We start from the raw sequence: 26,572 nt of genomic DNA on the forward strand, positions 1-26,572 counted from the left end.
TATTCCCCTCGATAGCGAAGCGCGTGCCGGCAATCGGTCTACCGCGACGACCGGCGTTGCTAACTAGCGAGTATGACAGCGTTATTGCGCGTGTCACTCGCCTCTCGGGGCCTGAAATCTATCGTTACGGAGCCGTTTTCTTCGCGGCTTCTGCGCAATCCTGCGGTTTTCCAGAGCAGAACCGGCGTTTTGCCCCAAAACACTTTCCACAGCTATTTTCTACTGTGCGACGGGGCGCCCGGCACGCGCGACCGCTGGTGCCGGGCTCTCCCTAATTCGCGCTCAAGGCGCCGCCGATCAGGGCAGCGGCACCGAGGCCGGCGGCTGGGTCGGCGCCGGCTGGCCGTAGTTGAACGTGCCGGTGCCGATGCTGATCTTGGTCGTGTCGTTGAAGCTGTTGGCGTCGTCGAGCTCGCTGGCGATCGCGCTGGCGGTCGCCTGGCCCTGGGTGACGTTGATCGTGCCGCCGCCGCTGGCGGAGAGGCGCATATACTGGCCGTTGCCCGCCTGGCCGGCGATGCCCGAGAAGCCGTTGCCCGAGACGCTGACGTTCACTGTCGGGAAGCCACCCGTATTCTGGTTATTGTTGATCAGAAGTCCGCGGCTGCCGTTGATGTTGCGAATCGTGTTGTTGAGAATCGTGACATTGGTGGTGAGGTTGCCGGTTGCCTGGCCGACCAGGCCGACATTGACCACGATGCCCTGCGACGTCTGGATCTGCTGGATCGTGTTCCCGCTGATCAGATAGTTGGCGTTCACGCCGCCTTCGTTGCCGATACTGATGCCGTTGCCGACATTCGAGCCCGAGTTGGTCACCGCGTTGTTGCCGATGATGTTGTTGGTGATCCGGCCGTTGACCGTCCGCGTGAACGGCGCGTTGCCGTTCTGGAAGTCGTTGATCGCCGTCGAGCGGGTGCCGACAAAGGTGTTGCCATCGATGTTGTAGGTCAGCGTCGTCGAGCCCGGGCCGGTCGAGACGTTGATGCCGTTGTTGGTGTTGGTGAAGAACGAGCCGCTAACCTGCACGGTCATGCTGGTGCCCGAGCTGTCGGCAAACAGGCCGCTGCCGACGATCGTGGTCGGCGGGCTCGCCGCGTTCCAGTTGCCGGTGAAGTTGCTGCCCGAGACGCTGATCCCCATCTGCGAGGTGCCGGTGCCTAGGAAGTTGAAGATGTTGCCGTGCGGGCTGGTGCCGTTGCCGTTGATGCCGACGCCGTTCGACGCGAAGGTCGAGTTGACCACCTGGAAGTTGGTCAGCGTGCCGGTCGAGTTGCTGATCTGCACCTCGAACTCGTTGTTGTTCTGGATCGTCGAGTTGAAGATGCCGGTCGGCCGTGCGCCGTTCGAGGCGGTGCCGGACAGGTTGGTGATGTTGATGCCCGATTCATCGGTGCCGGCATCGTCGCCATTGCCGCTGATCAGCATGTTGTCGATCACGAAGCCGTTGACCGTCGAGCCGCCGATGCCGTCGCCGAGGTTGTTGGTGACGTTCATGTAAGCGAGGCGGACATTCTCGGTGCTGGTCAGGCTGATGCCATCGCCGGTCGAGTTCTGGATCGTGCCGCCCGAACCTGCCGCACCGGTGCCGGTGACGTTGATGCCGCCCGACGTGCCGGTGTTGTTGAGGATGATGCCGCTGGCGGCACCGTTCGACGAGATGCTCTGGAAGCGCAGCCCGGCCGAGCCGATCGTGGTGTTCACGACATTGAGCGCAGTGCCCGAGGTCGAGGTGATCCTGTTGCCGCTGCCCGCGGTGCTCACCGTGCCGCCGCCGGTCGCGCTGAAACCGGTGCCGCCGGTGGTGGTGATCACGAGCCCGCCGTTCGGGAAGCTGATCGTGCCGCCGGTGTTGTTGAGCAGATTGACCGCGGTGTTCGCACCGGTGGTCAGCGTAGTGTTGCCGTTGAAGCTGATCGTGCCCGAATTGACGTTCTGGACGACGATGCCGTTGTTGAAGCCGCCCGTCGCGCTGATCGTGCCCGAGAAGGTGACGTTGCCCGTCTCATGGTTGTCGACGAACACCACGCTGTTGGCCGTCGTCTTGGTGATCGCGGCGCCGATGCTGACCGCGCCGGTGCCGTTCAGCACATAGACGCCGAAGCCGGTCGGATCGTTGGTGGCGCCGATCGCACCGCCCGTGATCGTCACGCTGTTGTCGGAGGCATTGAGCTCAACGCCGTTGCCGCCGGTGTTGTTGATCGTGGCGTTGGTCACCGAGAAGGTGCCGTTGCCGGCGCCGTTGACTTCGATGCCTTCGTCGCCGGTATTGACGATCGTCACGGCACCGGCGGTGACATTGGTGCTCGAGCCGCCGCCGAAGAAGATGCCGTCCGCGGCTGCGCCGGTAGTGCCGGCGATGTTGACGGTGCCGAGGCTCATCGAGTTGCCGTCGAGGTTGCTGATGTTGATCGCGCTGCCGGTGGTCGAGCCAGTGCTGGTCAGCGAGTCGAAGGTCATGCCGGATGCGCCGACGCTGCCGTTGACCAGGTTGAGGATCTGGCCCGTCGCGGTCTGGACCGTGTTGCCGCTGCCGGTGACGTTCAGCGTGCCGCCGCCGGTGAAGCTCAGGCCCCTGCCGCTGAGGGTGGTGATCGCCAGCCCGCCATTGGTGAAGCTGATCGTGCCGCCTGTATTGTTCGTGCTCAGATCGACGGCGGTGTTCCCGCCGGTGGTGAGCGTCTTGGTGCCGCCCGAGAAGGTCACACTGCCCGAGTTGACGTTCTGCACCAGGATGCCGTTATCGACGGCGCCGGTGGCGCTGATGTTGCCCGAGAAGGTGACCGTGCCGGTCTCGTGATTGTCGACCTGCACGACATTGCCGGCGGTCGTCTTGGCGATCGAGGCGCCGATGCTGACCGCGCCGGTGCCGTTCAGGACGTAGACGCCGAAGCCGCTCGGATCGTTGGAGCCGCCGATCGCGCCGCCGTTCAGGGTTACGGTGTTGTTCGAATTGTTGATCTCGACGCCGTTGCCGGCGGTGTTGTCGATCGTCACGCTGCTGGCGGTGAAGGTGCCGTTGCCCGTGCCGTTGACCTCGATGCCTTCGTCGCCGGTATTGGCGATCGTAACGGCCCCGAGATTGACGTTCATCGTCGATCCGCCGCCGTAGAAGATGCCGTCCGCCGCTGCGCCGGTGGTGCCGGCGATCGAGACGGTGGTGGCGCTCAGCGTGCCGCCGTCGACGTTGCTGATGTTGATCGCGCTGCCGTTGGTCGAGCCGGTGCTGGTAAGCGAGTCGAACACGAGGCCGAGCGTGCCGACATTGCCGTTGACCAGGTTGAGGATCTGGCCGTTCGCGGTCTGGATCGAGTTGCCGGAGCTGTAGACAGTCAGCGTACCGCCGCCGGTGAAGTCGATGCCGTTGCCGGTGCCCGACGCCACGATGTCGACGCCGTTGCCGCCCGCCGCTGACGAGAAGGTGATGCTGGTGCCGGTGTTGCCGGCGAGCGTCACCGCATTGGCATTGGCCACGGTGTTGAGCGCGATGCTCTGGCCGTAGAAGGCAATCGCGCCGCCAGTGTTGCTGGCGACGTTGATGCCCAGCGCAGTGTCGGTGAGGTTGCCGCTGAACTGATTGGAGCCGCCGCTGATGTTGGTCATCTCCACCGAACGCGCGGTCGTGCCGTTGGTGGTGATGCTGCCGCCATAGGCGAGCGACAGCGTGCCGCCATCGATGTCGACGCCGCGATTGGTGGCGGTGATCGCGCCTGCCGAGATGTTGACCGAGCCGGTCAGCGAGCCCGCGGTGCGGCTGACCAGGATGCCGTTGGCGCCCAGCGTGTTGCTGGCCGTCAGGAAATTCAGGTTGAGGTTCGACGTGACCGCCGAGGTGTTGCTGATGTCGAGCAGCGTGCCCGAACCGGTGGTGATCATGTTGCTCGAGCCGAACACGTTGATCGTGCCGCCGCCGGCGATCGTGAAGGCCGTGCCGCTGGTCGTCGTGACGTCCAGGCTGAGGAAGTTGCCCTGGTCGGGCGTGAACGCGATCGTACCGCCAGCATTGCCGGTCAGCGTGAGCGCGTTGTTGGCCTGGGTCGACAGCGTCGTCTGGCCGCTGAAGGTGATCGTGCCGCCATTGCTGTTGGTCACGCTCACGCCGAGCGCGCCCGCGCCGCTCGAGCTGATCGTGCCGGTGCCGAACGTCACCGTGCCGGCATCGTGATTGTCGATGCGGACGGCGTAGCCGTTGCTGTCGGTGATGTTGCCCGAATAGGTCAGGTTGGCGTTGCTGCCGGTGAGGACAAAGGCGTCGCCGGCCGCTGCATGGGTGATGTTCACGCCCGTGCCGAAGCTGAATGTGCCGTCCGAGCCGTTGAGGATATCGACGCCGGCGTCGCCGCCATTCAGCGTCGTCGTGCCGGTGAAGTTGTAGGTGCCGTGCGCATTGTCGAACTGCAGGCCGGTGCCGTTGGTCGCGTTGATCGTGCCGGCATAGGTGAAGGCGCCGGTGCTGTGGCCACCGGTGATGCTGATCGCGGCGCCGGCACCACCCTGCGTGATCGAGCTGGTCGTGTCGAAATTGTACGCCGCCGTGCCAGCGAGGATGCTGATCGCGGCAAGCGAGTTGTTGGTGACGTCGACATTGGTCGCGTTGATCGTGCCCGTCGTCGATGCGAACTGCAGGCCGCGGGCTGCTCCGGTGATGTTGATGTTGGTCAGCGTGGTGGTGCCGCTGAGGCCGTTGAAGTTCAGCGCGCTGCCGCCAGCGCCGGTGCTGGCAAAGTTGCTGATCGTCAGGCCGGACCCGGAGACCGCGATATCGGCGCCCAGATCGTTGGCGGCCAGGATGTTGTTGGCCGTGGCGTTGGTCGACGAGAACAGGCCGATGCCCGCAATCGCGAAGCCGTTCACCGTCAGGTTGCTCAGCTGCGCGCCGGTCCCGCCCGAGCTGAACACGCCGTATGACGCCGTGCCGGCATTGCCGCTCAGGATGAAGCCCGCCAGGCTGTTGCCCGTCGCGCCCAGCGTGATCGCGCTGCCGCCCGCCGCCGTGGTGAGCGTTGCCGCGCCGTTGCCGGTGGGATCCGCGATGTTGATCGACGTGCCGCCCGACAGGAAGATCGTCGAAGGCACGGTGAGCGTGAGCGCGATCGGCGCACTGCCGCTGCCCGCACCGCCGCCCACGCCATCGCCGAAGCCGCGCACCTGCACGTTCGAGGCGATGACGAGCGAGTCGTTGCCGTTGCTGCCCGCCGCGCTGATCACGTTGCCGTTGTTGACCAGGACGATGATGTCCTGCGCGCCCGCCAGCAATTCGGCGGCGGCGAGGGTCATCGGGTTCGCGGCGTCGGAGCCACTGCCGTTGCCGCCGCCGGTCGCGCCGTCCGAATCGACGAAATAGATGTGGTTGACGCCGAAGCCCGTGCCCGGGCTGCCCGCGAAGGTGACGTCGCGGAAGTCGTAGCTGCCCGAGGCCGGCGCGGCGGTCGCGTCGATCGCGGTGATCGCCGAGATGGTCGAGGCAGCATCGGTACCGGCTTCGCCGTCGCCATAGGTGAAGGCGAGGTTGGTGGTGCCGTCGAGATAGATGCCGGTGCCGACGTTCGCGATCGTGCTCGAATTGCCCGCCGCGCTGGCATCGCCCAGACGGACCGCGCCGCCGGTGGCGCCGCGCAGGTCGACCGCGATGCTGGTGCCGGCCGCCGCGGCGTTGGTGACGTCGAAGTCGCCGACGGTGATCGAGGCCCCGATCGTCGCCGCGTTCAGGTCAAACGCCACTGCGGTGCCGCTGTTCAAGCCGATGTCGAGATCGCTGATCGTCAGCCCCGCCGCCAGCGTGCCGCCGACATCGACGCCGCGCGCGGTGATGCCCTGCAGGTTCACCGTGCCGAGCGCGATCGTCGCACCCGGATCGGCGGAGACCCCGTTCAGCACGATACCATCGGTCGCGCCATTGACGTTGATCGTGGCGAAATTGATGCCGCCGGTGCCGACCTTCATCGTGTTGAAGCTCAGCGCCCTGCCGATGGTCGTCGAGATCGTGTTGTTCGCGCCGGTGATCACCAGCGTGGCGTTGTTGGCCGCGCTCACGCCGTTGCCGCTGGTGGTGGTGATGCCCAGGCCGCCGTTGGTGAACGTCATCGATCCGGTGCCGCCCGCATTGATCGCGACACTGGCGCCGGTGCTGAAGGTCTTCGACGCGCCCGAGAAGGTGATCGCGCCGCTGCTCTGCGGATCGGCGACAACGCCGGCGCCGCCGACATGGCTGACCGTTCCGCCGACATTGTAGACGCCATCGGCATTGGCGAACAGGAACGCGATGCCCGAGGTGGTCGAAGTGATCGCCCCCGCACCCAGGTTCAGCGTGCTCGTGCTGCCCGACACCGAGACGACGTTGCCCGTAGTGACGTTGATGCTGCCGCCATAGTTGAGCGTACCGCCGGTGTCGCCGCTCGCCGAGATCGCCGCAGTGGTCGTGCTGGCGCTCGCGCCGATCGACGCGGTGCCCGCCGCGCTCGCGACATTCACCGTGCCGCTGGTCACGCCGTTGAAGGCGATCCCGACCGTGCCGCCGTCGATGGTCAACGTCGAGCCGGCAGTGTTGGCGATGTTGACCGTCCCGACGGTGCCGAGGAAGTTGAAGCCGGTGCTGCCGTCGATGTCGGTAGCGCCGGTGAAGTTGACGCCGCCGGCACCCGTCAGGTTGGTCAGGACGACCGCGTTGCCGCCGCCCGAGACCGTGAGCCCGCCAATGTTCAGCGCGCCGGTGAGGGTGACGCCGTTCAGGCCGACCGCAGTGCCCGCGGCCGGAGCTGCGGTGATCTGGTCGAAGGTGATCCCGCCTGCCGCCACGGTGGCGTTGGCGAGAGCCAGTGCCGCGCCGGTGCCGCTGGTGATCGTGTTGCCGGCGCCGCTGACCGTGATCGAACCGGTGGCGCCGCTGAAGCCGACGCCGCTGGTCGTATCGATGTCGAGCCCGCCGCCGGTGAAGGCGAGCAGGCCGGTACCGCCCATGTCGATCGCGGCAACGGCAGCGCCGGTGTTGAAGATCTTGCTCGCGCCCGAGAAGGTGATCGTGCCGCTGCTGGCGTTGTTCACCAGCACGCCACGGTCGCCGACATGGTTGACCGCCCCGGAGATCAGATAGGTGCCGTCGGCATTGTTGAAGTTGAATGCCGTGCCGCTGGTGGTCGAGGTGATCGTGCCGGCGACGGTGACCGCGTTGCTGCTGTTGGTCACCGACAGCACCGAGCCGGCAGTAGCCCGGATCGTGCCGCCGTAATTGAGCGTGCCGCCGCTGCTGTTGGCTACCTCGACTGCCGCGACGTTCGAGCTGGTGGTCGCGCCGATCGCGGCGGTGCCCGCTGCGCTGGCGATGTTGACCGTGCCGCCGGTCATGCCGCTCAGATAAATCGCACGCGAAGCGCCATCGATTGTCAGCGCCGAGCCGGCGGTGTTGGCGATGTTGACGGTGCCGACGCCGTTGGTGAACTGCAGGCCGATCCCGCTATTGTCGAGGTCGATCGTGCCGGTCAGGTTGATGCCGCCGGTGCCGGTGATGCCGCTGAACAAGGCCGCCTGCCCGTTGCCCGTCACGCGCAGCCCGCCGATGTTGAGCGCGCCCACCAGGTTGGCGCCGCCCACGAGAACCGCGATCCCCCCGCCGGCCGGCGCGCTGGTGATGCTGTCGAAGGTGACCCCGGCGGCGCCTACGGTGGCGCCCAACCCAAGCGCCTGCGGGGCGCTGCCGGTGGTGATCGTGTTGCCGGCGCCCGTAACGGTCACGGTGCCCCCGGATTGGAAGAAGCCCGTGCCCGACGTGGTGTCGATATCCAGCCCGCCACCAGTGAAGGCGAGCGTGCCGGTGCCGTTCGCGCTGACTGCGGTATTCGTGCCGGTGTTGAACGCCTTCGCGGCGCCCGAGAAGGTAATCGCGCCGCTGCTGGCCGCATCGACCGCGACGCCCGCACCGCCGGCATGGCTCACGTCGCCCGAGATCAGATAGGTACCGTCCGCGTCGGTGAAGTTGAATGCGGTACCGCCGCTCGTCGAGGTAATCGCCCCGCCCAGCGTGATGCCACCAGTGCTGTTGCTCACTGCCAGGACCGAGCCGGCGGTCGCGCCGATGGTGCCGCCATAGTTGAGCGTGCCGGCGCTGCCGGTCGATGCGATCGCCGCAGTGGTCGCGCTGGTGGTCGCGCCGATCGACGCAGTACCCGCGGCGCTGGCGATGTTCACCGTGCCGCTGGTCATGCCGTTGAGGAAGACTGCGCGCGAGGCGCCGTCGATGGTCAGTGCCGAGCCTGCGACATTGGCGATGTTGATCGTGCCGACGCCGTTGCTGAACTGAAGGCCGATGCCGGTCGTGTCGAGGTCGAGTGTGCCGGTCAGGTTGACGCCGCCGGTGCCGCCGAGGTTGTTGAAGGTCGCAGCAGTGCCCGCGCCGGTGACGTGCAGCCCGCCGATGTTGAGCGCACCGGTCAGCGTGGCGTTGGTCACAAGAAGCGCGGTGCTTACGGTCGGGGCCGCGGTGACGCTGTCGAAGGACACGCCGGCAGCGCCAAGCGTGGTGCCGCCCAGATTGAGCGCGCTGGCATCGCCGACCGTGATCGTGTTGCCGGTGCCGGTCACAGTCACAGTGCCGGCGCCGGCGGTGAAGCCCGCGCCGGTCGTGGTGGTGATGCCGAGCCCGCCGGTGAAGTCGACCGTCGCGCCGGCGTTGTTGGTGAGCGAGACGCCCGCACCGCTGGTGTTGGCGACTGTGACCGCGCCCTGGAAGTGGACATCGAGCGCGTCGGTCTGCGCGGTGTTGTCGACGACCGAAATCGCAGTGTTGGTCGCACCGGTGACGTTGACTGCACCGGTGACGGTGAAGCTGCCCTCCACCTGATCGAGCAGAATGCCATAGACGCCGCCGGTCGAGCCGACCGAGCCAAGCACCATGTTGATCGTCAGCGGATCAAGGTTGATCGCGGTGCCATTGGTGGTGTCGATCGCGCCGCCGGTGGTGCCGAGGATGAAGTTGTTCGCCTTGGAATTGGCGACGATCAGGCCGGTGCCGGCGTTGTTGGCGATGTTCAGATCGGTGAAGTTCAGCGTGCCGGTGACGTTGGTCAGGCTGAACGCAGTTCCGGTGATGCGCGAACCCGTGGTGCCGAGCGTCAGCGCGCCGGCATTCACCGCCTGGATGCCGGCGGCCACCGTATCGGAATCGAAGGTCAGGTCGTTGAAGACGAAGCCGCCGGTCTCGGTCGTGTGCGTGACGGTCAGGTTCGACATCTGCGACACGATGAAGGTGCCGGCGCCGCTGCCGTCGAGGTTCAGGATGTTGCCGCCATTCGCAGCGAGCGTCAGGTTGCTCAGCGCGAGGCCGACATTCGCAGCATTGTCGTAGATGCGGATCGCACCCGCCGCGCCGCCCGAGATGGTGCTGTTGCGGATCGTAATGGGGGCAGCGGCGCCATTGCCGAGCACGCCCGCGCCGGTGCCCGAATTGGCGATGATGACGCCGTCGATGATGTTGCCGCCGCCCAGCGTGACGGTCGCGTTGGCGCCGCTCGCGGTCAGCGTCGGAGCGCCGGAGCCCGCGAACGGGTTGGAGATCACGCCGGTCTGGACGTTGAAAAGCAGCACATTGGCCGGCGCGCCGCCGCCGACAGTGAAGCTGTCGGTGTCGCGGAAGCCGAGCAGGATCTGCCCGCCCGCGAGATCGAGCGATCCGCCGGCATTGGCCGTTGCGTCGAGCGTGTCGTTGCCGCCCGTCGGATCGTTGAGCAGCACGATGTAGGTGGCGCCCGCCGCCTCGGCGCCCGCAAGCGAACCCGGATCGCTGCGCGAACCGGTGCCGGTCGCGCCCTCGAGCACGAAATAGGCCGACACGGACAGATTCGTGGTGTCGCCGTTCATATTGACGTCGGCGAAATTGTAGGTGCCGCTGCCGCCGTTGAGGCCGGCGATGATCAGCGGGGTGACCGCAGTGATGTTCGACGCCGCGCCATTGCCGTCGGTGTTCGAACCGTCGCCATAGCGGAAGTTGCCGGTGATCGCCGCGTTGGTGAGATCCACGCCGATGCCGACGCCGGTGATCTGGCTGCTGCCGCTGATGATCACGTTGCCGGCAGTGGTGCTGCCGGTCATGTCGATGCCGCGCGTGCCGGTGGCCGAGGCGCCGGTGATGTCGAGCGTGGCGAAAGTGACATTGCCGGTGGCACCGGTCAGGTTCGCGGCCGTGGTGTTCGCCGCGAGCCCGGTGATGTCGACATTGCCGAAGGTGAAGGTGCCGGCCGAGCCGTTGAGCAGCGCGATACGTGCGCCGCCGGAGAGCGCCAGGTCGCCAAGATTGTAGCTGCCGTCCGCATTGTCGAACGTCAGCCCGCTGCCGCCCGTCGCGCTACGGGTGCCGCCCGAGAAGGCGATCGTGCCACCCGAATGGTTGAGCACCGAGACCAGAGCCGCGTTGCTCGCCTGGGTGATGTTGCCGGTATAGCTGAGGTTGGCCGTGCTGTCGGAAACAGTGACCGCCGCCCCGCTCGGGCTGGTGATCGCGCCGTTTGCCAGCGTGACGGTGCCCGCCGAACCGTTCAGGATATCGATGCCCGCATCGCCGCCGTTCAGCGTCACTGCACCGGTGAAGTTGTAGGTGCCGTCGGCATTGTCGAACTGCAGGCCCGTGCCGTTGGTGGCACCCAGCGTGCCGCCCGAGAAGGCGATCGTGCCGCCCGAATGGTTGAGCACCGAGACCAGTGCCGCGTTGCTCGCCTGGGTGATGTTGCCGGTATAGCTCAGGCTGGCCGTGCTGTCGGAAACAGTGACCGCCGCCCCGCCCGGGCTGGTGATCGAGCCGTTTGCCAGCGTCACGCTGCCCGCCGAGCCGTTCAGGATATCGATGCCTGCATCGCCGCCGTTCAGCGTTACCGCACCGGTGAAGTTGTAAGTGCCGTCGGCATTGTCGAACTGCAGGCCCGTGCCGCCCGTCGCGCTCAGCGTGCCGGTCTGGAAGGCGATTGTGCCGCCCGAATGGTTGAGCACCGAGACCAGCGCGGCGTTGTTCGCCTGGGTGATGCTGCCGTTATAGGTCACGCTCGCCGTGCTGTCGGCGATCGCGAAGGCGGTTCCCGTCGGGCTGGTAATGCTGGTGCCCGTGCCGAAGGTGAAGCTGCCCGCCGAACCAGCCAGGATGTCGATCCCGGCGTCGCCGCCATTGAGCGCGATCGTGCCGTTGAAGGCATAGGTGCCGTCGGCGTTGCTGAACTGCAGGCCGGTGCCGTTGGTGGCCGAAAGGTTGCTGGCGGCGCCGAAGGTGATCGTGCCGTTATGCCCCGAGACGCCGAGCAACGCCGCGTTGCTGCTCTGGGTGACGCTGCCGTCATAGGTGAAATCGAGCGTGCCGGTGCCGCTGGCGATCGCGATCGACGTACCAGCGGTGTTGGCGATGCTCGATCCCGCGCCGAAGCTGATCGCGCCGTTGACGTTGCCCGAAACCGCGATGCCGCCGCTGTTGGTCGAGCTGGCGGTAACCGTGCCGACCTGCAGCGCGCGGCCACCCGTGCCCGTTCCGGTGAGGCCGGCAATGGCGACGCCGGCTCCCGTGCCGGAATGGACGATGCTATCGAGTATCAGGTCGGTCTGCGCCCCACCGAGCGAGAGCGTGGTGCCGTTGACGGTGTCGATCGTGCCCGCGGCGCTGCTGAGGTTCAACGCCGTGCCGGTGAGGTGCAAGCCGTCGTTGCCCTGGTTGTAGATTCCGAGCGCGCTGAGGTTCAGCGCGCCGGCCGCGTTGGCCAGTTGGAGGCCCGTACCGGTGACGCGCGTGCCCGCCGAGCCGATCTGCATCGTCGCGTTGACCGTCTGGAAACCAGCGGTCCCGGTATCGGCATCAAAGATCGCGCCAGCGAAATAGGCGCCACCCGCCTCACCATGACCGCCCTCGATCGTAATGTTCGAGAGCTGGGTAACGGTGGTCGAACCACCGCCTGCCAGATACGCCGCAAGCGCGATCGAGCTGTTGCTCGCCCACAGGTGCAGGTTGCTGAGCGCGAGGCTGGCGACGGCGCCACCGTCGCTGAAGTCGATCGCGCTGTTTGCGCCCGAGATGTTGCTGTTGCGGATCGTGACGTTGCTCGCGCCCGATCCGTATACGCCGGTGCCGGTGCCGCCATTGGCGATCACCACGCCGTCGATCAGCGTGTTGTTGCCGACGACAACCGTGTTGGCTCCGCCACCCGCGCTGGTGGTCAGCGTCGGCGCGCCCGAACCGGTGAACGGATTGGTCACGAAGCCCTGGGCGATGTTGTAGAGCACCACGTTCGCCGGCGCCCCGCCCGGCAGCGTGATCGTGTCGCCGTTGAGGAAGCCGCGCAGCTGCTGGCCGGTCAGCAGCGTGAAGGTGCCGCCGGTGCCGTAGGTCGGATCATTGGCATCGATCGTGTCGGTGCCACCGGCCGGGTTGTTGACCAGGATGACGACGTCTGCGCCCGAAGCCGCCGCGCCTGCCAGGCTGCCTGGATCGCCGCGCGTGCCCGCGCCGCTCGCACCCGCGAGCACCCAATAGGTGCTCACCGAGGTCGCCAGACTGCTGGTATCGCCGACCAGGTTGACGTCGGCGAAATCATAGGTGCCGGTGATGGCATTGAGCCCGGCGACGACAAGCGGAACTGTGGCGTTGATCGTCGAACCCGCGCCGTTGGCGTCGGTGTTCGAGCCGTCGCCGAAGCGGAAATTGCCGGTGATCGCCGCGTTGGTCATATCGACGCCGGTGCCGACGCCGGTGATCGTGCTGCTGCCGGCGATGATCAGGTTGCCGCTGAAGGTCGCGCCGGTCAGGTCGATGCCGCGCGTGCCGGTGGCCGAGGCGCCGGTGATGTCGAGCGTGCCGAAGGTGATGTTGCCCGAGGCGAGACGTGCATCGACGCCGCGACGGTTCGCCGCCACGCCCAGGATGTCGACGTCCGCGAAATTGATCGTGCCGGTGCTGCCGGTATTGAAGGCGACGCCCGCAGTGCCGGGGTTGGTGATCGTCACTGCGCCGGTGAAGGTCACCGATCCGTCGACATCGCCGATACCGATGCCCATCGTGCCGCTGTTGGTAACGGTGCCGCCGGCCGCCGTGAAGGTGCCGGGCATGCCGAAGACCAGCAGGCCGCCCGCGCCGGTGTTGCTGATGTTGAAGGTACCGAGCGTGACGTTGCCCGGGTTGTTGGCGACCTCGATACCGTAGCTGCCCGCACCCGTCGTGCCGCCCACGGTGACATTGCCGAGGTTAATCGCAGTGCTGTTGCCCACCACGCGGACGCCGGACAGGCTCGAGGTGCCGCCGACATTGATGCTGGTGAAGCTGATTCCGCCGGTGCCGATGTTGTTCGCGAGCGAGACGCCCGAGCCCGCCGAGGTCAGCGTCGAGACCGTCGTGAAGCCGAGATTGCCGGCCAGCGTGACCGTGTCCATCGCCACGCCGCGAGCGTTGCCCGTCGCCGCGATCGAAAGGCCCGAGCCGCTGAGCGAGAGCGTGCCGCCATTGGTGCCGAGCAGGTTGAGCGCGGTGCCGCCGGTGCTCGACAGCGCGAGATTGGTCAGCGTCGCCGAAGCGGCAGCACCACCGTCACGCAGCATGATGGCGCCGGTGCCGCCCGAGATCACCGAATTGGTGATCGAGACGTTCGCGGTGCCGATGCCCGAAACGCCGATGCCCGCACCGCCGATGCGCAGGCCATCGAGCGACGAACCGGTCGACAGCGTGATCGTCGCGCCCGCGCCGGTGTTGGTCAGCAACGCTGCGCCCGAGCCGGCATAGGGATTGGTGACGATGCCCGGCGTGATGCCGTAGAGGAACAGGTTCGCGGGCGTGCCGCCGCCAACGGTCTGGGTATCGCCGTTGAGGAAGCCGATCATCCGCTGATTGGCGTCGAGCGTGAAGGTGCCGAGGCCCGCAACGTCGAGCACGTCGTTGCCGCCCGTCGGGTTGTTGAGCAGCACGATGACGGAAGCGTTCGCGGCGAGCGCCGCGGCCAGGCTGCCCGGATCGGTCATGGTGCCGGTGCCGGTGCGCCCTGCTTCGACGAAGAACAGCGTGACCGGATTGGTCGCGAGGTTCGTCGTGTCGCCGATCAGCGCCACATCCGAGAGATTATAGGTGCCGACGCCCTGGTTGAGGCCGCCGATCGCGATCGGCGTGATCGCGTTGATCGTCGAGTGGGCGCCGTCGGCATCGGTGTTCGAGCCGTCGCCGAAGCGGAAGCTGCCGGTAATCGCGGCGTTGGTGAGGTCGATGCCGGTGCCGACGCCGGTGATCGTGCTGCTGTCGCTCACGATCAGGCTGCCGGCGAAGGTGGCGCCGGTGAGGTCGATACCGCGTGTGCCGGTGGTCGAAGTGCCAGTGATGTCGAGCGTCGCGAAGCTGACCGTACCGCCGCTGCTGCGCGCATCGACGCCGGTCTGGTTCGCGCCCAGGCCGGTGATGTCGGTATCGCCGAACTTGATCGTTCCGGTGCTGCCCGCGCCCAGCACGATGCCCGCGCTGTTGGCGATGGCCGTGGCGCCGAAGGTCGCGTTGCCGCCCACCCCATTGGTCAGGATGCCGGCGCCCGTGCTGTTCGCAATGCTCGTCGCGCCGACCGTCAGGTTACCTGACAGGTTGGAGACTTCGATGCCGCTGGCGGCGCCGGTAATCGACGCGTTGGCGACGGTGACGTTGCCGGTCGTGTTCGAGACGCGCAGGCCCGCGCCCGCCGCGTTGGTGGCCGTCACGGCGCCGAGCGCGACATTGCCGCTGTTGCCGGTGACACGGACGCCGTCCGAACCGCTGTTCGTGGCCGTGATCGCGCCGAGCGTGACGTTGCCGGTGTTGCCCGAAACGACGACGCCGATACCCGCAGTGTTGGTGGTGGTGACGGCGCCGACGTTCACCGTCGCCGAATTGTTGGCGATGCCGAGGCCCACGCCGGCGGTGGTGCCGCCGACTGCGACGCTGCCGATGTTCACCGTGCCGCCGGCTGCCTGCGTCACCTGCACCGCGCCGGTGCCGGCCGCATTGCCGGTCGTGACCGAGCCGATATCGAGCGTCCCGACCGTGACATCCGCCACGACCAGGCCCTGCGCCGCGCCGGTGGCGGCGACGTTGATGCCGGTCCCCGAAACGTTGAGCGTGCCCGCTCCGGCGCCGCTGAGCGCCAGCGCAGTGCCGCCGCTCGCCGAGAGGTTGAGGTTGGTAAGCGTTGCGGACGCGGCCGCACCGCCATCGGTGATCGAGATCGCACCGCCGGCACCCGAGATGTTCGAATTCTGGATGATCGCGTTGGACACGCCCGCGCTGACCACGCCGACACCGGCGGTGTTCTGGATGATCACACCGTCGATACGCGCATTGTTACCGGTCAGGTTGACCGTGACGCCCCCGCTGCCGCTTAGGATCGCAGCGCCCGAGCCCGTATAGGTGTTGGTGATCCCGGTCGGCCCGAGATTCGATACGATCAGGTTCGCGGGCACGGTCGCGCCGGTCACTGCGAAGAAATCGGTGTAGAGGAAGCTGACCAGCGACTGGCCGGTGCCCAGGTTCAGCGAGCCGCCGAGCGGAGTCGTGTCGATCACGTCCTGGCCGCCGGCCGGGTTGTTGAGCAGCACGATATACTGCGCACCCGAAGCCGCCGCGCCGGCGATGCTGCCGGGGTCGGTCGCGGTGCCTGCGCCGGTTGCGCCGGCGAGCACATAATAAGCGGTGAAGCTGCCGCCGGTGATGTTGTTGGTGTTGCCGTCGAGCTGGACGTCGGCGAAGTTGTAGGTGCCATGGGTCGCGTCCATGCCAGCGACCACGATCACCGTGTTGGCGGTGATGCGGCTCTGCAGGCCACCGGTGGCATTGCCGTCACCGAAGCGGAAGCTGCCGGTGATATGCGCGTTGGTCAGGTTCACGCCGATGTCGACGCCCTGGATCACGCTCGGATTGTTGATGGCGATCGCGCCGGCGTTCGACGCGCCGGTCATGTCGATGCCGGTCGAGCCGGCTGCGCCGGTGCCGGTAATGTCGAGCGTGCCGAAGGTGACGTTGCCCTGCGTGCCCGTAAGGTTGACGCCGGTGGCGGCTCCCAGGCCGGTAATGTCGACATCGCCGAAGGTCACGCCGCCCGGCACGGTGCCAATGACGATCGCGGTACCTGCCGGGTTGGCGATGGTGAGCAGGCCGGTGAAGGCCGTGCTGCCCCCCAGATTGTTGAGCGAGAGCGCCGGCGAGGCCGCGCCGGTGATCGTGGTGGCGCCGGCGAACGTGACACTCGAGCCCGCGAGCGTGTTACCGATCGCGATGCCGCTGCCCGTCGGGTTGGTGATCGTCACCGTGCCGGTGAAGCCCAGCGCGCCGCCGAGATTGTTGATCGAGATCGCCGTGCCGCTCGCGCCGGTGATCGTCGTGCTGCCCGCAAAGGCGATGCTCGAGGTGCCGGTGGTGCCGTCAATGGTGATCGGGCCCGCGCCGCTGATCGCGCCGGTGAAGCGGATCGCGCCGCCGATGTTGAAGATAGAGACGAGAGGGCCTGCTCCCGTATCGCTGATCGCGGCGCCGAAATTGAGCCCGATCGTGCCGCCGCTGCCGACCACGCCTGACTGGCCGAGCTGCACCGAGGCGCCGCCGCTGTTGGTGATCGTGCCGCCGCCGATCGTCACCAGGCCGGTCGAGCCGCCGGTGATGTAGAGACCCTGCTGGCCGCTATTGGTGATCGTCAGCGTGCCGATGGCCAGCGCATTGCCGCCGGTGCCCGCGCCCTGCACGTTGCTCAGGATGATGCCCGCACCCGCCGCGCCGATCGAACGGACGGCGGTGAAGTTCAGGTCGATCAGCAACGGATCGAGGTTGAGCGCAGTGCCGGCAGTGGTGTCGACCGTGCCGGTGGTGTTGGTGAGCGTGAAGGTGCCGCTCTTGGTGTTGTTGACCGTCAGGCCCGTGCCGCCATTGTTGGCGATGTTGAGCGTGGCGAAGCTGAGCGCGCCATCGACTTCGGTCAACGAAACGCCGGCGCCGTTCAAGCGCGCAGCAGTGGTGCCGACCTGCATCGTGCCGGCGTTGACCGCCTGGATGCCCGCCGTGGTGCTCGAATCGAAGGTGACGAAGCGCGCTGCGAAGCCGCCGGTCTCGCCATTGCCACCGGCGATATTGATCCCGGAAAGGCCGGCCACGGTAACCGTGCCTGCGCCCGAACCGTCGATATCGAGCACATTGCCGCCGGTCGCCGACAGCGTGAGGCTGGACAGGGTGGTGGTCAGGTTGCCGCCGGCATCGTTGATATCAATCGCGCCTGCGCCGCCGCCGATGGTCGAGTTGCGCAGCGTGACGTTGCTGCCGCCATTGACCACCACGCCGACACCCGCGCCGCCGCGGACCGTGATCCCGTCGATCACCACCGCGCCGGTGGTGTTGGTGAGCGTGAGGCCGGCCGCACCGGTATTCTCGATCGTCACCCGCTCGAGCGAGAATCCGCCCACGCCGTTCGCAAGAATACCCGAGCCGCTGCCGCGCACGGTTACGTCGCGCACCACCGAACCCTGGCCGAGCGTGACCGATGCGCCGAGCGCGTTGTTGCCGACGATCGTGCCGTTCGAGCCGCCGAAGCTGAAGGCAGTGACGGTGCCGTTCGAATGGCGCACATCGACGCTGCTCGCGCCGCCGACGAGATACTGGTTGGTCGCAAGCGTCACGCCGCCGCTGGCGATGTTGCCTGCATTGCCGAGTGCAACGACGATGCCGTTGGCGCCCGCGCGCGTGACGGCGTCGCCCAGCGTGGTCGGGGCGGCGCTGGTCCCCGCACCTGCTGCCGCAGCCGCGCCGTTGACATAATAGACGCCGCCGAACGCCGCGCCGGTGCGCGCGTCGACCGCGAAGCTGGTGCTGGTCAGATCGGTGTAGCGCGTGCCCGAGGGGCTGACATAGTCGCGGCGGATCCGGTCGCCCATCTGGCGATCGAGACCGGTGTTGCCCGCGCTGCGATCCCGCGAACCATGGCCGAGGGGTATCGACAGTCGGATGGTGCCGCGCGCCTGGGTGCCCCAGCGATTGTCGTTCTGCAGTTCGGCGCCGAGCGAGAAGCGTCCGCCGGTGCCGAGCGGATCCTCGACGCCCAGCTCAAGCCCGCCGCGGACGCCGCGATAGGCCTTGCTCGCGGCATCGTCGCGATAGTCAAAGCCCGCTGCCGAGGCGCGCACGCTCAGATTCTTGCCGAGCGGCGCCGTCGCGCCGATCTCGCCATTCGCGCCGCCCATCGGCACGTCTTCGAGCCGCCAGCCGCTCTTGCGCTCGATCAGTCGGTTGTTCTCGACCGAGAGCACGCCCGCGGGGCTGGCATTGGGATCGAGAAAACCGATCGTGCTGCGGTTGGTGACCGGCAGGCGATAGTTCAGGCGCAGATCGAAGACCGAGGTGAAGGCTTCGAGACCGAAGGAGGCCGCGGTGACGTCGCGCTTCGAGAGATCGGATTTGTAGAAGTCGACGCCGGCATTGACGCCGATCGCCACGTCCTCGCCGATCTTGCCGCGCCCGCCGATCGTGACCGATCCGTTGCGGTCATAGCGCTCGTCGGTGCCGATCCGGCCCGCGACGAACATCAGGCTCGTATCGTTCTGCGCAACCGGCGCGAAAAGCTCGAAGGAAACCTGGCTGCTGCCATCCGCCGCCCGGGCGTCGACTTCAGCGCGCGGCTGCCAGTTGGGGTCCTTGTCCTGTGCGTGCGCGCCGGGCGCCGCGGCCAGAGCAATGCCCGTCAGGCACGTCGACAGCAGCAAGCGTCCGCGATGGAGCTTATTCACAGGCAATCCCCCCGAATCGCCACTACCCACAGGCTCCGGCGCATGTGCCAAAGACTCGACGAAGGGGTATGACGCCTTTCGCACGGCTATCATTGCGCAGTCGCCGCCTCAAGGAGACTCATACGTACATCAACGGATAGCGCACCAAAGCGGGGCACTGCCCCAAACTAGGGCAGTGCGGCCGAAGCGCTATGGTCAGGTCAATCCGTTTCGGTTAGGCCACTGTGAGATTTCGGGGGAGGCGGCGCATGGCGGAACCATTTATGGGGGAGATTCGGCTGATGTCGTTCACCTTCGCGCCCAAGAATTGGGCACAGTGCAACGGCCAGTTCCTGCCCATCAACCAGAACCAGGCCCTGTTCTCGCTGCTCGGCACCACCTTTGGCGGCAACGGCCAGACCACCTTCGCACTGCCCGACCTGCGTGGGCGCGTGCCGATCCATGTGGGCAATGGCTATACGCTGGGCCAGCGCGGCGGCGAGGAAGCGCACACGCTGTCGATCAGCGAGCTTCCCACCCATGTGCACCGCCTCCAGGCCTCGAACGCGAACGGCAACGCAGTGAACCCGAATTTCGGCGGCACCGGCTATGTGCTCGCCGCCGAACCGGGGAACGCCTATGCCACCGGCTTCACGCCGGCGGCCGTCGCACTCAATGCCGGCACCGTGGCCAGTAACGGCGGCAGCCAGGCGCATCAGAATATGCAGCCCTTCCTGACGCTGGGTTACTGCATCGCGGTAGCCGGCATCTTCCCGTCCCCGAACTGAGGAAAGCTCCATGGCACAGCCCTATGTCGGCGAGCTTCGCATTTTCGCCGGAAACTTCGCACCTGCCGGATGGAATTTCTGCGAGGGGCAACTGCTGCCCATCTCCGAGAACGATACCCTGTTCAACCTGATCGGCACGACCTATGGCGGTGACGGCCAGTCGACGTTCGCGCTGCCCGATCTGCGCGGCCGCCTGCCTATCCATCAGGGCAATGGCTACACGCTGGCGGAAACCGGCGGTGTCGAGGAAGTGACGCTGTCGATCAACCAGATCCCGTCACATTCGCACCCGATGCTGGGCGCCTCGGGCAACGGCACCCAGGCAAACCCGAACAACAATGTGCTCGCCAGCTCGACGCTGGTGAAGCTCTATTCGGGTGAGGCAGCGGATACTGCGATGTCGGCCAATTCGATCACCGCGATCGGCGGCAACCAGCCGCACACCAATTTCCAGCCCTATCTCTGCGTCAACTACATCATCTCCCTGTTCGGCATCTTCCCGAGCCAGAACTGACAGGAACGCACCATGGCCGATCCCTTCGTCGCCGAGATCCGGATCTTCCCGTTCAACTTCGCCCCCAAGGGTTGGGCGTGGTGCGATGGCCAGCTCCTGCCGCTCTCGCAGAACACCGCGCTCTTCTCGCTGCTCGGCACCACCTATGGCGGCAACGGGAAGAGCAACTTCTCTCTGCCGGACTTGCAGGGACGTGCGCCGATGCACCCGGGCCAGGGGCCCGGCCTTTCGCTGCACGATCTTGGTGAGGAAGGCGGCGTCGAAACTGTCCAGCTGCTCGAATCGGAAATCCCGAACCACTCGCACACGCTGCGCGGGTCGGTGGAAGATGCCACCCAGGGCACGCTTTCCAATGGCGTGACCATCTCAACCTCTACCGGCGGCTCGCTGTACCAGACGACCACGAACACCAATTTGGTGACGATGGCGCCCCAGGCGCTGTCGCCGGCCGGCGGCGACCTGCCGCACAACAACATGCAGCCCTATCTCACCTTCTATTTCTGCATCGCGCTGCAGGGCGTGTTCCCGCCGCGGGGCTGATCCGCCCGCTTTGCCATGCCCCCACCGCTGCACAACGCCGCCCGCTTCAGCCTCGCCTATCGCCCGTACGCGGCCGAGGACTTCGATTTCATAGAAGCGCTATACCTGTCCACGCGAGAGGAGGAACTCGCGCTAAGCGACTGGCCGGACGCGCAGAAGCATGCCTTCCTGACGCAGCAGCACCGCGCCCAGCACCAGCATTACCAGACCTATTATCCGAACGCCGAGCGGCTGATCCTCGAGCAGGGCGGCAACGCGATCGGCCGGCTCTATGTCGACGCGTGGGCGCACGAACTGCGCATCGTCGACATTTCGCTAATGCCGGCTGCGCGCGGCCAGGGGATCGGCGCCGCGATCCTGCGCGACGTGATCGAATGGGCAGCTGCTGCAGGCAAGGGCGTCTCGATCCATGTCGAGAAGTTCAATCCCGCGCGACGCCTCTATCTGCGCCTCGGCTTCGCCGTCGCCGAAGACAAGGGCGTCTATGAGCTGATGGAAATCGGCACGCCGCGCGTGGCGAAGCCGGCCTAGAAGAAGATAGCCTCGTAGCGGACCCGGCCTTCCGCGCCGGTGCCGATCGGCACGATGAAGATCTCGTGCAGAACGCCTTCCACCGGGAAACCGAAGATCCCCTGCCCCAGCACGGGCTGCGCCGGCCCTGCGAATTCGAGCCGGAACCCGCCCTGCTCCCGCACCGACTGCGGGAGCGCCGTCGCCTGGGTCAGGTTGAGCTCCACGCCACCAGACTGAGTCGCGACCACAAAATCCGCGCCGACATGCGGCTCGAAATCGGCGAGCGTAAGCGGTGCCGGGCCGGTATCGAGCGTCATTCCGCTAACTCCCCCTGCGGCGCGAACCCGCGCGCAACCTGGCCGCTATAGGCATGTCATGGCAGCGGTGCCAATCCCGCGATGGGCCGGTTTTCGGGACGATTCACGGCGTGCAGTGTGGGCAACGAAATGGTAAGCATCCATTTCGGGGGAAAGGCCGTGCGCAATCGTCGCACTTCGGCTTGGCCGTGTGAAAAGCACGATAACAATGACTTACAGCTCGCGTCGACGCTTCGTTGTTGGGGGATTGGTGACCGTGGCCGGCGCAGGACTCGCCGGTTGCAGCGGCGGCGGTTCCGGCAGCGTCGTCACCCCGACCGCCGATGCCACGCCCAGCGGTCCGGTGCTCACGGCGTCCGAAGCCAGCGAGTGGGACAAGCTTGTCGGCACCGCTTTCACGATCACCACCGACACCGGCAAGGTCGCGGCCGTGCTGGCCAGCATCGAGCGCATCGCCGATGCCTCGCGCCCTTCGGACCTGGCACGCCATCAGCCTTTCTACGCGACCTTCCAGACCGCCGCGGGCCAGGCGCCGGTGGGTGGCAAGACCTATCAGCTGTCGAACGCCACCAAGGGCAGCTTCGACCTGTTCCTCGGCCTGTCGAGCACGGTCGCCGGCAAGGGCGTCCTTACCGCCGTACTCAACTGAAGGCGGCCGCCATCAGCTTCTGAGTCATCTCCTGCAGCGGCGGTGCCGCATAGGATAGCAGCTGGATCATCCCGACAAATGCCAGGTCGTTCTCGGGGTCGACCCAGAACCAGGTGCCCGCGGCACCGTCCCAATGATAAGTGCCGCGCCCCACCGGTATCCCCGCCAGCTCGGGGTCGGTGAACACCACGCCGTTATAGCCATAGCCGAAACCGGGCCGGAATTTCTGGTGCCCGGCGACGAAGCGGGTTTCGAGCAGCGCATCGGGCAGGCAATTGGTCATCTGCTCGCGAACGCCCGCACTGCTGACGATCCGGCGGCCGTCCAGCGCACCCTCATTCAGCAGCATCTGAGCATAGCGGGCATAATCGAGCGCGGTCGAATAGAGGCCCGCCCCACCCATGGCGAGACCGGGTTCGCTGTCCGGGTCGGGCCGCATCGGGTTCACCGCCCATTTCTCCAGCGGACCTTCCAAAGGCTTGAAATAGAGGCTGGCGAGGCGGTGGCGCTTCTCAGGCGGGACGAAGAAGCCGGTGTCCGTCATGCCGAGCGGCTCGAAGATGCGAGTGCGCATGAAGTCGGCCAGGCCCTGCCCGCTCAGCCGCTCGATGATCGCGCCCTGCACGTCCATCGACAGGCTGTACCGCCACAGCGTACCGGGCTGATGCGCGAGTGGCACGGTGGCAAGGCGGGCGACCATCTCGTTCAGGTCGGGCGCCTGAAGAATGCCCGCGTCGCGGTAAAGCGCCTCGATCCGGTCCTTGGACTCGCCGAGCGTCAGGCCATAGCCGAAGCCGGCGCGGTGGGTCATCAGCTCGGCCATGGTCGGCGGGTGATCGGGTGCGACCAGCGCGTCGCCCTCGAGCACCTTGAGACCGGCAAGTTCAGGGAGGTGACGCGCGACCGGGTCCTCGGGGCGCCACAGCCCCTCGTCGTGGAGGATCATCATCGCGGTGGCGGTGACGGGTTTGGTCATCGAGAAGATGCGGAAGATCGCGTCCTCGGCGAGCGGCGCGCCGGTCTCGACGTCGTCGACGCCGAGGATGCGGATGCGGGCGATCTTGCCGTGGCGCAGCGTCAGCGTGACCGCGCCGGCGACAACGCCCGCATCGATCTGCGCCTGCACCGCGGCATCGACGGCATCGAGCCCCTCGCTGGTGAGGCCGACCTGCTCGGGGGCGACGCGGTCCATCACCAGCTCGAGACCTCAATCGCCTCGCGGCGCACCTCGCCACCGCCGCTGTGCGTGACGAGGATCGTCCGCTGCTCGCCGCCCGCGAGATCGAAATGATTGTCCTCGAAGCGCAGCGCGGGGTCGTCGGAACGCAGGTGCACGGCGAGCGCATAGCGTTCGGCGGTGAGGGTGAGCGCGAGCCCTTCCCCGACCTGCTCGTGGGTCACCTCCAACCCGGGATCGGGCGCCAGCGCCAGATCCTTGACCGGCGCCAGCAGCGCCCGATTGGCGGGGAATGTGCCGCCCGCGCTGCGCACCGTCAGCACATGCTCGGCGGAAAGCGCGACGGGGCCGGGCCAGACGCAGATGCTGCTGTTCGGCGCCACGTCGAGCGGCACCTGCTCTTCCCATTCGGTGCCGCCCGCCAGCCGCGCCAGGGCAATGGTGGCGGTGTCGCGGACCGGGGCGAGCGTGTCGTTGGTGACCCAGAGCTCGGCACTGTCGCCGTCGATGCGGAAGGAGGCCAGCACCGGGGCAAAGGCGCGGCGGGTGGCATACCAGCTCGACTTGGCGACGCCGTCATAGTCGATCAGGCTCCAGCTCACGCAGGGCCAGCAATCGTTGTGCTGCCAGATCAAGGCGCCCGAGCAATGCGGCTTGCGACGGCGGTAATGCTCGATGGCGAACTTCATCCCCTCGGCCTGGGTGAGCATGGTGAAGGCGACATAGTCCTGAAGCGTCTCCGGCAGGCCGGTGACGGGGATCATCATCGCGCTCGCCTTGTCGGCGACATCCTTGATCCGCTCGAGGAATCCTGCGCTGCCGAGCTTGAGATCCTCGGGTGCCATCCAGCGCTTGAGTGTGCCGATATCGGGTGCGGCCTGGATGCCGAACTCGCTGACAAAGCGGGCAAAATCCTCGGCATACCGAGTGAAGGCCACGCCCTTGGGAGAGCTGTCGCTGACCCCCACCGCGTCCTTATCGGGGACCAGCGGGATGCCGTGCCAGACGGTCCAGTTATGGACGTCGCCGCCGCGCATCGAATTGGGGCTCGGCCCACCCCAGGGACTTCCCGGCCAATAGGGCGTCTTGGGATCGAGATCGGCGAGGATGCCGGGGATGAGCTCGTCATAGAGAAACTGCCCGGCGAGCGGCGTGACGGTGCTGGTGGCGTGGTCGGCGAAGAACTGGATGGCCTGGTTTTCGTTGTTGCCGCACCAAAGCGCGAGGCAGGCGTGATGGCGGAGACGCGCGACCTGCTCGGCAACTTCGGCGCGGATATTGTCAACGAAATCAGGGTTATCGTCGGGATAGGGTGCGCAGGCGAACATGAAGTCCTGCCACACCAGCAGCCCCAGCCGGTTGCACTCGTCATAGAAGATGTCGTGCTCATAGACCCCTCCGCCCCAGACGCGGATCATGTTGAAGTTTGCGCCCACGGCGCGTTCGAGCAGGTCGGTGTAGGACCGGTCGGGAATAGCGCCGACGAAGGAACTGGCAGGGACCCAATTTGCCCCCTTGGCGAAGAGGGGGATGCCGTTGAGGACGAAGCGGAAGAAGATGGTGCCGGGCTCGTCAGGATCGGGGGACTGATCGAGTTCGAGCGTACGGATTCCGGTGCGGTAATGAACTGTTTTGCCGCCGATATTGGCGACCAGCGTATAGAGCGGCTGCGCGCCGAGGTCGGCGGTCCACCAGAGCTGGGGATCGGGGACGCGCAGTTCGAGCTGGCCAGAGCCGTGACGCGCCCCTTCGGCGACGACTTTGCCTTTGGGATCAAGGAGTTTCACGGCCACCTCAGCAGGCGCCGAGAGGTCAAGATCGATAGTGACCTCGGCAGAGGTGCCGATCGCGCGGGTCGCAAAGTTCAGGCTCCGGAGCGTCGGAGTGCGCGGTTCGATGCGCACCGGCTTCCAGATGCCGACGGTGGGCAGGTCGGGACCCCAGTCCCAGCCCCAGCCGAACTGCGCCTTGCGCATCAAGGTGCGGCGCGAGTGGCTGATGCGATCGGCAAAGCCGGGGAAGACCGGCAGCGGGCCGCCGGCGACCTTGAGCATCGTCGGGTGGAAGCAGATCGCCAGGTCGTGCGCGCCGGCGGGGGCGTCGAACCGCCAGCTCCGGAACATGTTGTCCGCGGACCCGAGCAGGGTCCCGTCCAGATAGATGTCGGCGAAGGTGTCGAGGCCTTCGAACACCAGCTCGGCATCCGGCCCGATCTCGACATTGGTGTGCCACCACCATTCGCGGTCGCGCACCCAGGCGGCCTCGGCCTCGTTCCGGCCGACATAAGGATCGGCGAGGCGGCCCGCATCGATCAGCGCGCGATAGGTGTCGCCGGAGGCACTGGCGGGAATCCAGCCCTCGCCCTGCCCCGCAGCAGCACCGGCGGACGCGCCTTCGCCGGGCGCAAAATCGCGTATCCGCCAGGCACTGACGAATGTGCTCATCTTCCAGTCCTCTTTGTTCCGGAAAGGCGCGCCGATCAGGCGGCAAACGCCTCCGCATTCACTTCATAAAGAATATCGGCATTCGACAGCGCAGCGCGCAGCAACCCGCGCGCCTCCGGCACGATCTGATCGCCATAAAAGGATGCAGCGGCGCGCTTCATCGCGAGGAAGGGCGTGTCCGGGCCGGCGTCGGGACCGGCCGCGACCGCATATTGGCGCTCCATCAGCCAGCCGCATACCGCGACCGACAACATCGTCAGGAACGGATAGCTCGATGCGAGCCGGTCATCGGTATCGGCCTGCAGCAAATGGCGCATGATCGCGGCGCAATCGTCGATCAGCCCGAGCAGTTCGGCGCCGCTGGAGTCCGCACGCATCTCGTCGAGCAGATCGGCGAGCGCAGCGCCCCCGTCGCCGAGCAGCTTGCGCCCGACAAGATCGGCGGCCTGGATGCCGTTGGTGCCTTCGTAGATCGGCGTGATGCGGGCGTCGCGGAAATGCTGGGCCGCACCGGTCTCCTCGATATAGCCCATGCCGCCATGGACCTGGACGCCGAGGCTGGCGACTTCGTTGCCGAGATCGGTGCCATGCGCCTTGGCGAGCGGGGTGAGCAGCTCGACGCGCTTGTCGGCGGCAGCATCGCCGGCGCGCGCACGGTCGAGCTGGCCGAAGGCGTAATAGACGAGCGCGCGAGCGGCCTGGGTCTGCGCCTTCATCCGCAGCAGCATGCGGCGGACGTCCGGGTGCTCGACGATCGCCACCTGCTGGCCGTCGCGGTAGCCCTGGATACGTTCGCGGGCATAGGCGACGGCGCGCTGGGTGGCGCGTTCGGCGACCTGGACGCCCTGCAGGCCGACATTGAGGCGCGCGTTGTTCATCATCGTGAACATGGCGCGGATGCCGCCGAGTTCGGGGCCGACCAGTTCGC

The 26,572-nt window shown here is 66.8% G+C and carries 10 protein-coding genes; 5 read left to right on the forward strand and 5 right to left on the reverse strand.

The features are described from left to right. Positions 1-297: 297 nt before the first annotated feature. On the reverse strand, positions 298-18,723 hold the full coding sequence (locus HZY97_RS06030) for an S-layer family protein (protein ID WP_180141518.1): 18,426 nt from the start codon (positions 18,721-18,723) through the stop codon (positions 298-300). Positions 18,724-18,971: 248 nt separating this feature from the next. On the opposite strand from HZY97_RS06030, the gene HZY97_RS06035 reads away from it, so the two are divergent. Genes HZY97_RS06035 through HZY97_RS06050 form a run of 4 tightly spaced genes read left to right on the forward strand, consistent with a single transcriptional unit; the run spans position 18,972 to position 21,075 of the window. Further along, entirely contained in the window at positions 18,972-19,490 is a 519-nt protein-coding gene (locus HZY97_RS06035) for a phage tail protein (protein ID WP_180141520.1), read from the forward strand. A gap of 10 nt (positions 19,491-19,500) precedes the next feature. Beyond that, positions 19,501-20,004, forward strand: a complete 504-nt coding sequence (locus HZY97_RS06040; protein ID WP_180141522.1) for a phage tail protein — start codon at positions 19,501-19,503, stop codon at positions 20,002-20,004. Between the two features lie 12 nt (positions 20,005-20,016). Beyond that, entirely contained in the window at positions 20,017-20,544 is a 528-nt protein-coding gene (locus HZY97_RS06045; protein ID WP_180141524.1) for a phage tail protein, read from the forward strand. Positions 20,545-20,559: 15 nt separating this feature from the next. Further along, positions 20,560-21,075: a GNAT family N-acetyltransferase gene (locus HZY97_RS06050; RefSeq protein WP_180141526.1), complete on the forward strand. Its 516-nt coding sequence runs from the start codon at positions 20,560-20,562 to the stop codon at positions 21,073-21,075. Here the strand turns inward: HZY97_RS06050 and HZY97_RS06055 are convergent. Then, on the reverse strand, positions 21,072-21,374 hold the full coding sequence (locus tag HZY97_RS06055) for a hypothetical protein (RefSeq protein ID WP_180141528.1): 303 nt from the start codon (positions 21,372-21,374) through the stop codon (positions 21,072-21,074). The genes HZY97_RS06050 and HZY97_RS06055 overlap by 4 nt on opposite strands. A 256-nt stretch (positions 21,375-21,630) precedes the next feature. Between HZY97_RS06055 and HZY97_RS06060 the strand changes: the two genes are divergently transcribed. Then, positions 21,631-22,023: a hypothetical protein gene (locus HZY97_RS06060; RefSeq protein WP_180141530.1), complete on the forward strand. Its 393-nt coding sequence runs from the start codon at positions 21,631-21,633 to the stop codon at positions 22,021-22,023. Here HZY97_RS06060 and HZY97_RS06065 read toward each other — a convergent pair. From HZY97_RS06065 to HZY97_RS06075, 3 genes are all read right to left on the reverse strand, one after another. Further along, positions 22,016-23,215 carry a serine hydrolase gene (locus tag HZY97_RS06065; RefSeq protein WP_180141532.1) on the reverse strand — a complete coding sequence of 400 codons (1,200 nt, stop codon included), beginning with the start codon at positions 23,213-23,215 and terminating at the stop codon, positions 22,016-22,018. The genes HZY97_RS06060 and HZY97_RS06065 overlap by 8 nt on opposite strands. Then, complete coding sequence (locus HZY97_RS06070) at positions 23,215-25,644, reverse strand: glycoside hydrolase family 2 protein (RefSeq protein WP_180141534.1); 2,430 nt, start codon at positions 25,642-25,644, stop codon at positions 23,215-23,217. The genes HZY97_RS06065 and HZY97_RS06070 overlap by 1 nt, the downstream gene beginning before the upstream one ends. 35 nt (positions 25,645-25,679) lie before the next feature. Beyond that, positions 25,680-26,572 (reverse strand): acyl-CoA dehydrogenase (locus HZY97_RS06075; protein ID WP_180141536.1); only part of this gene is annotated, 893 nt, incomplete at its 5' end.

The sequence above is a fragment of the Sphingomonas sp. R-74633 genome (genome assembly GCF_013416555.1).
Classification (GTDB): domain Bacteria; phylum Pseudomonadota; class Alphaproteobacteria; order Sphingomonadales; family Sphingomonadaceae; genus Sphingomonas.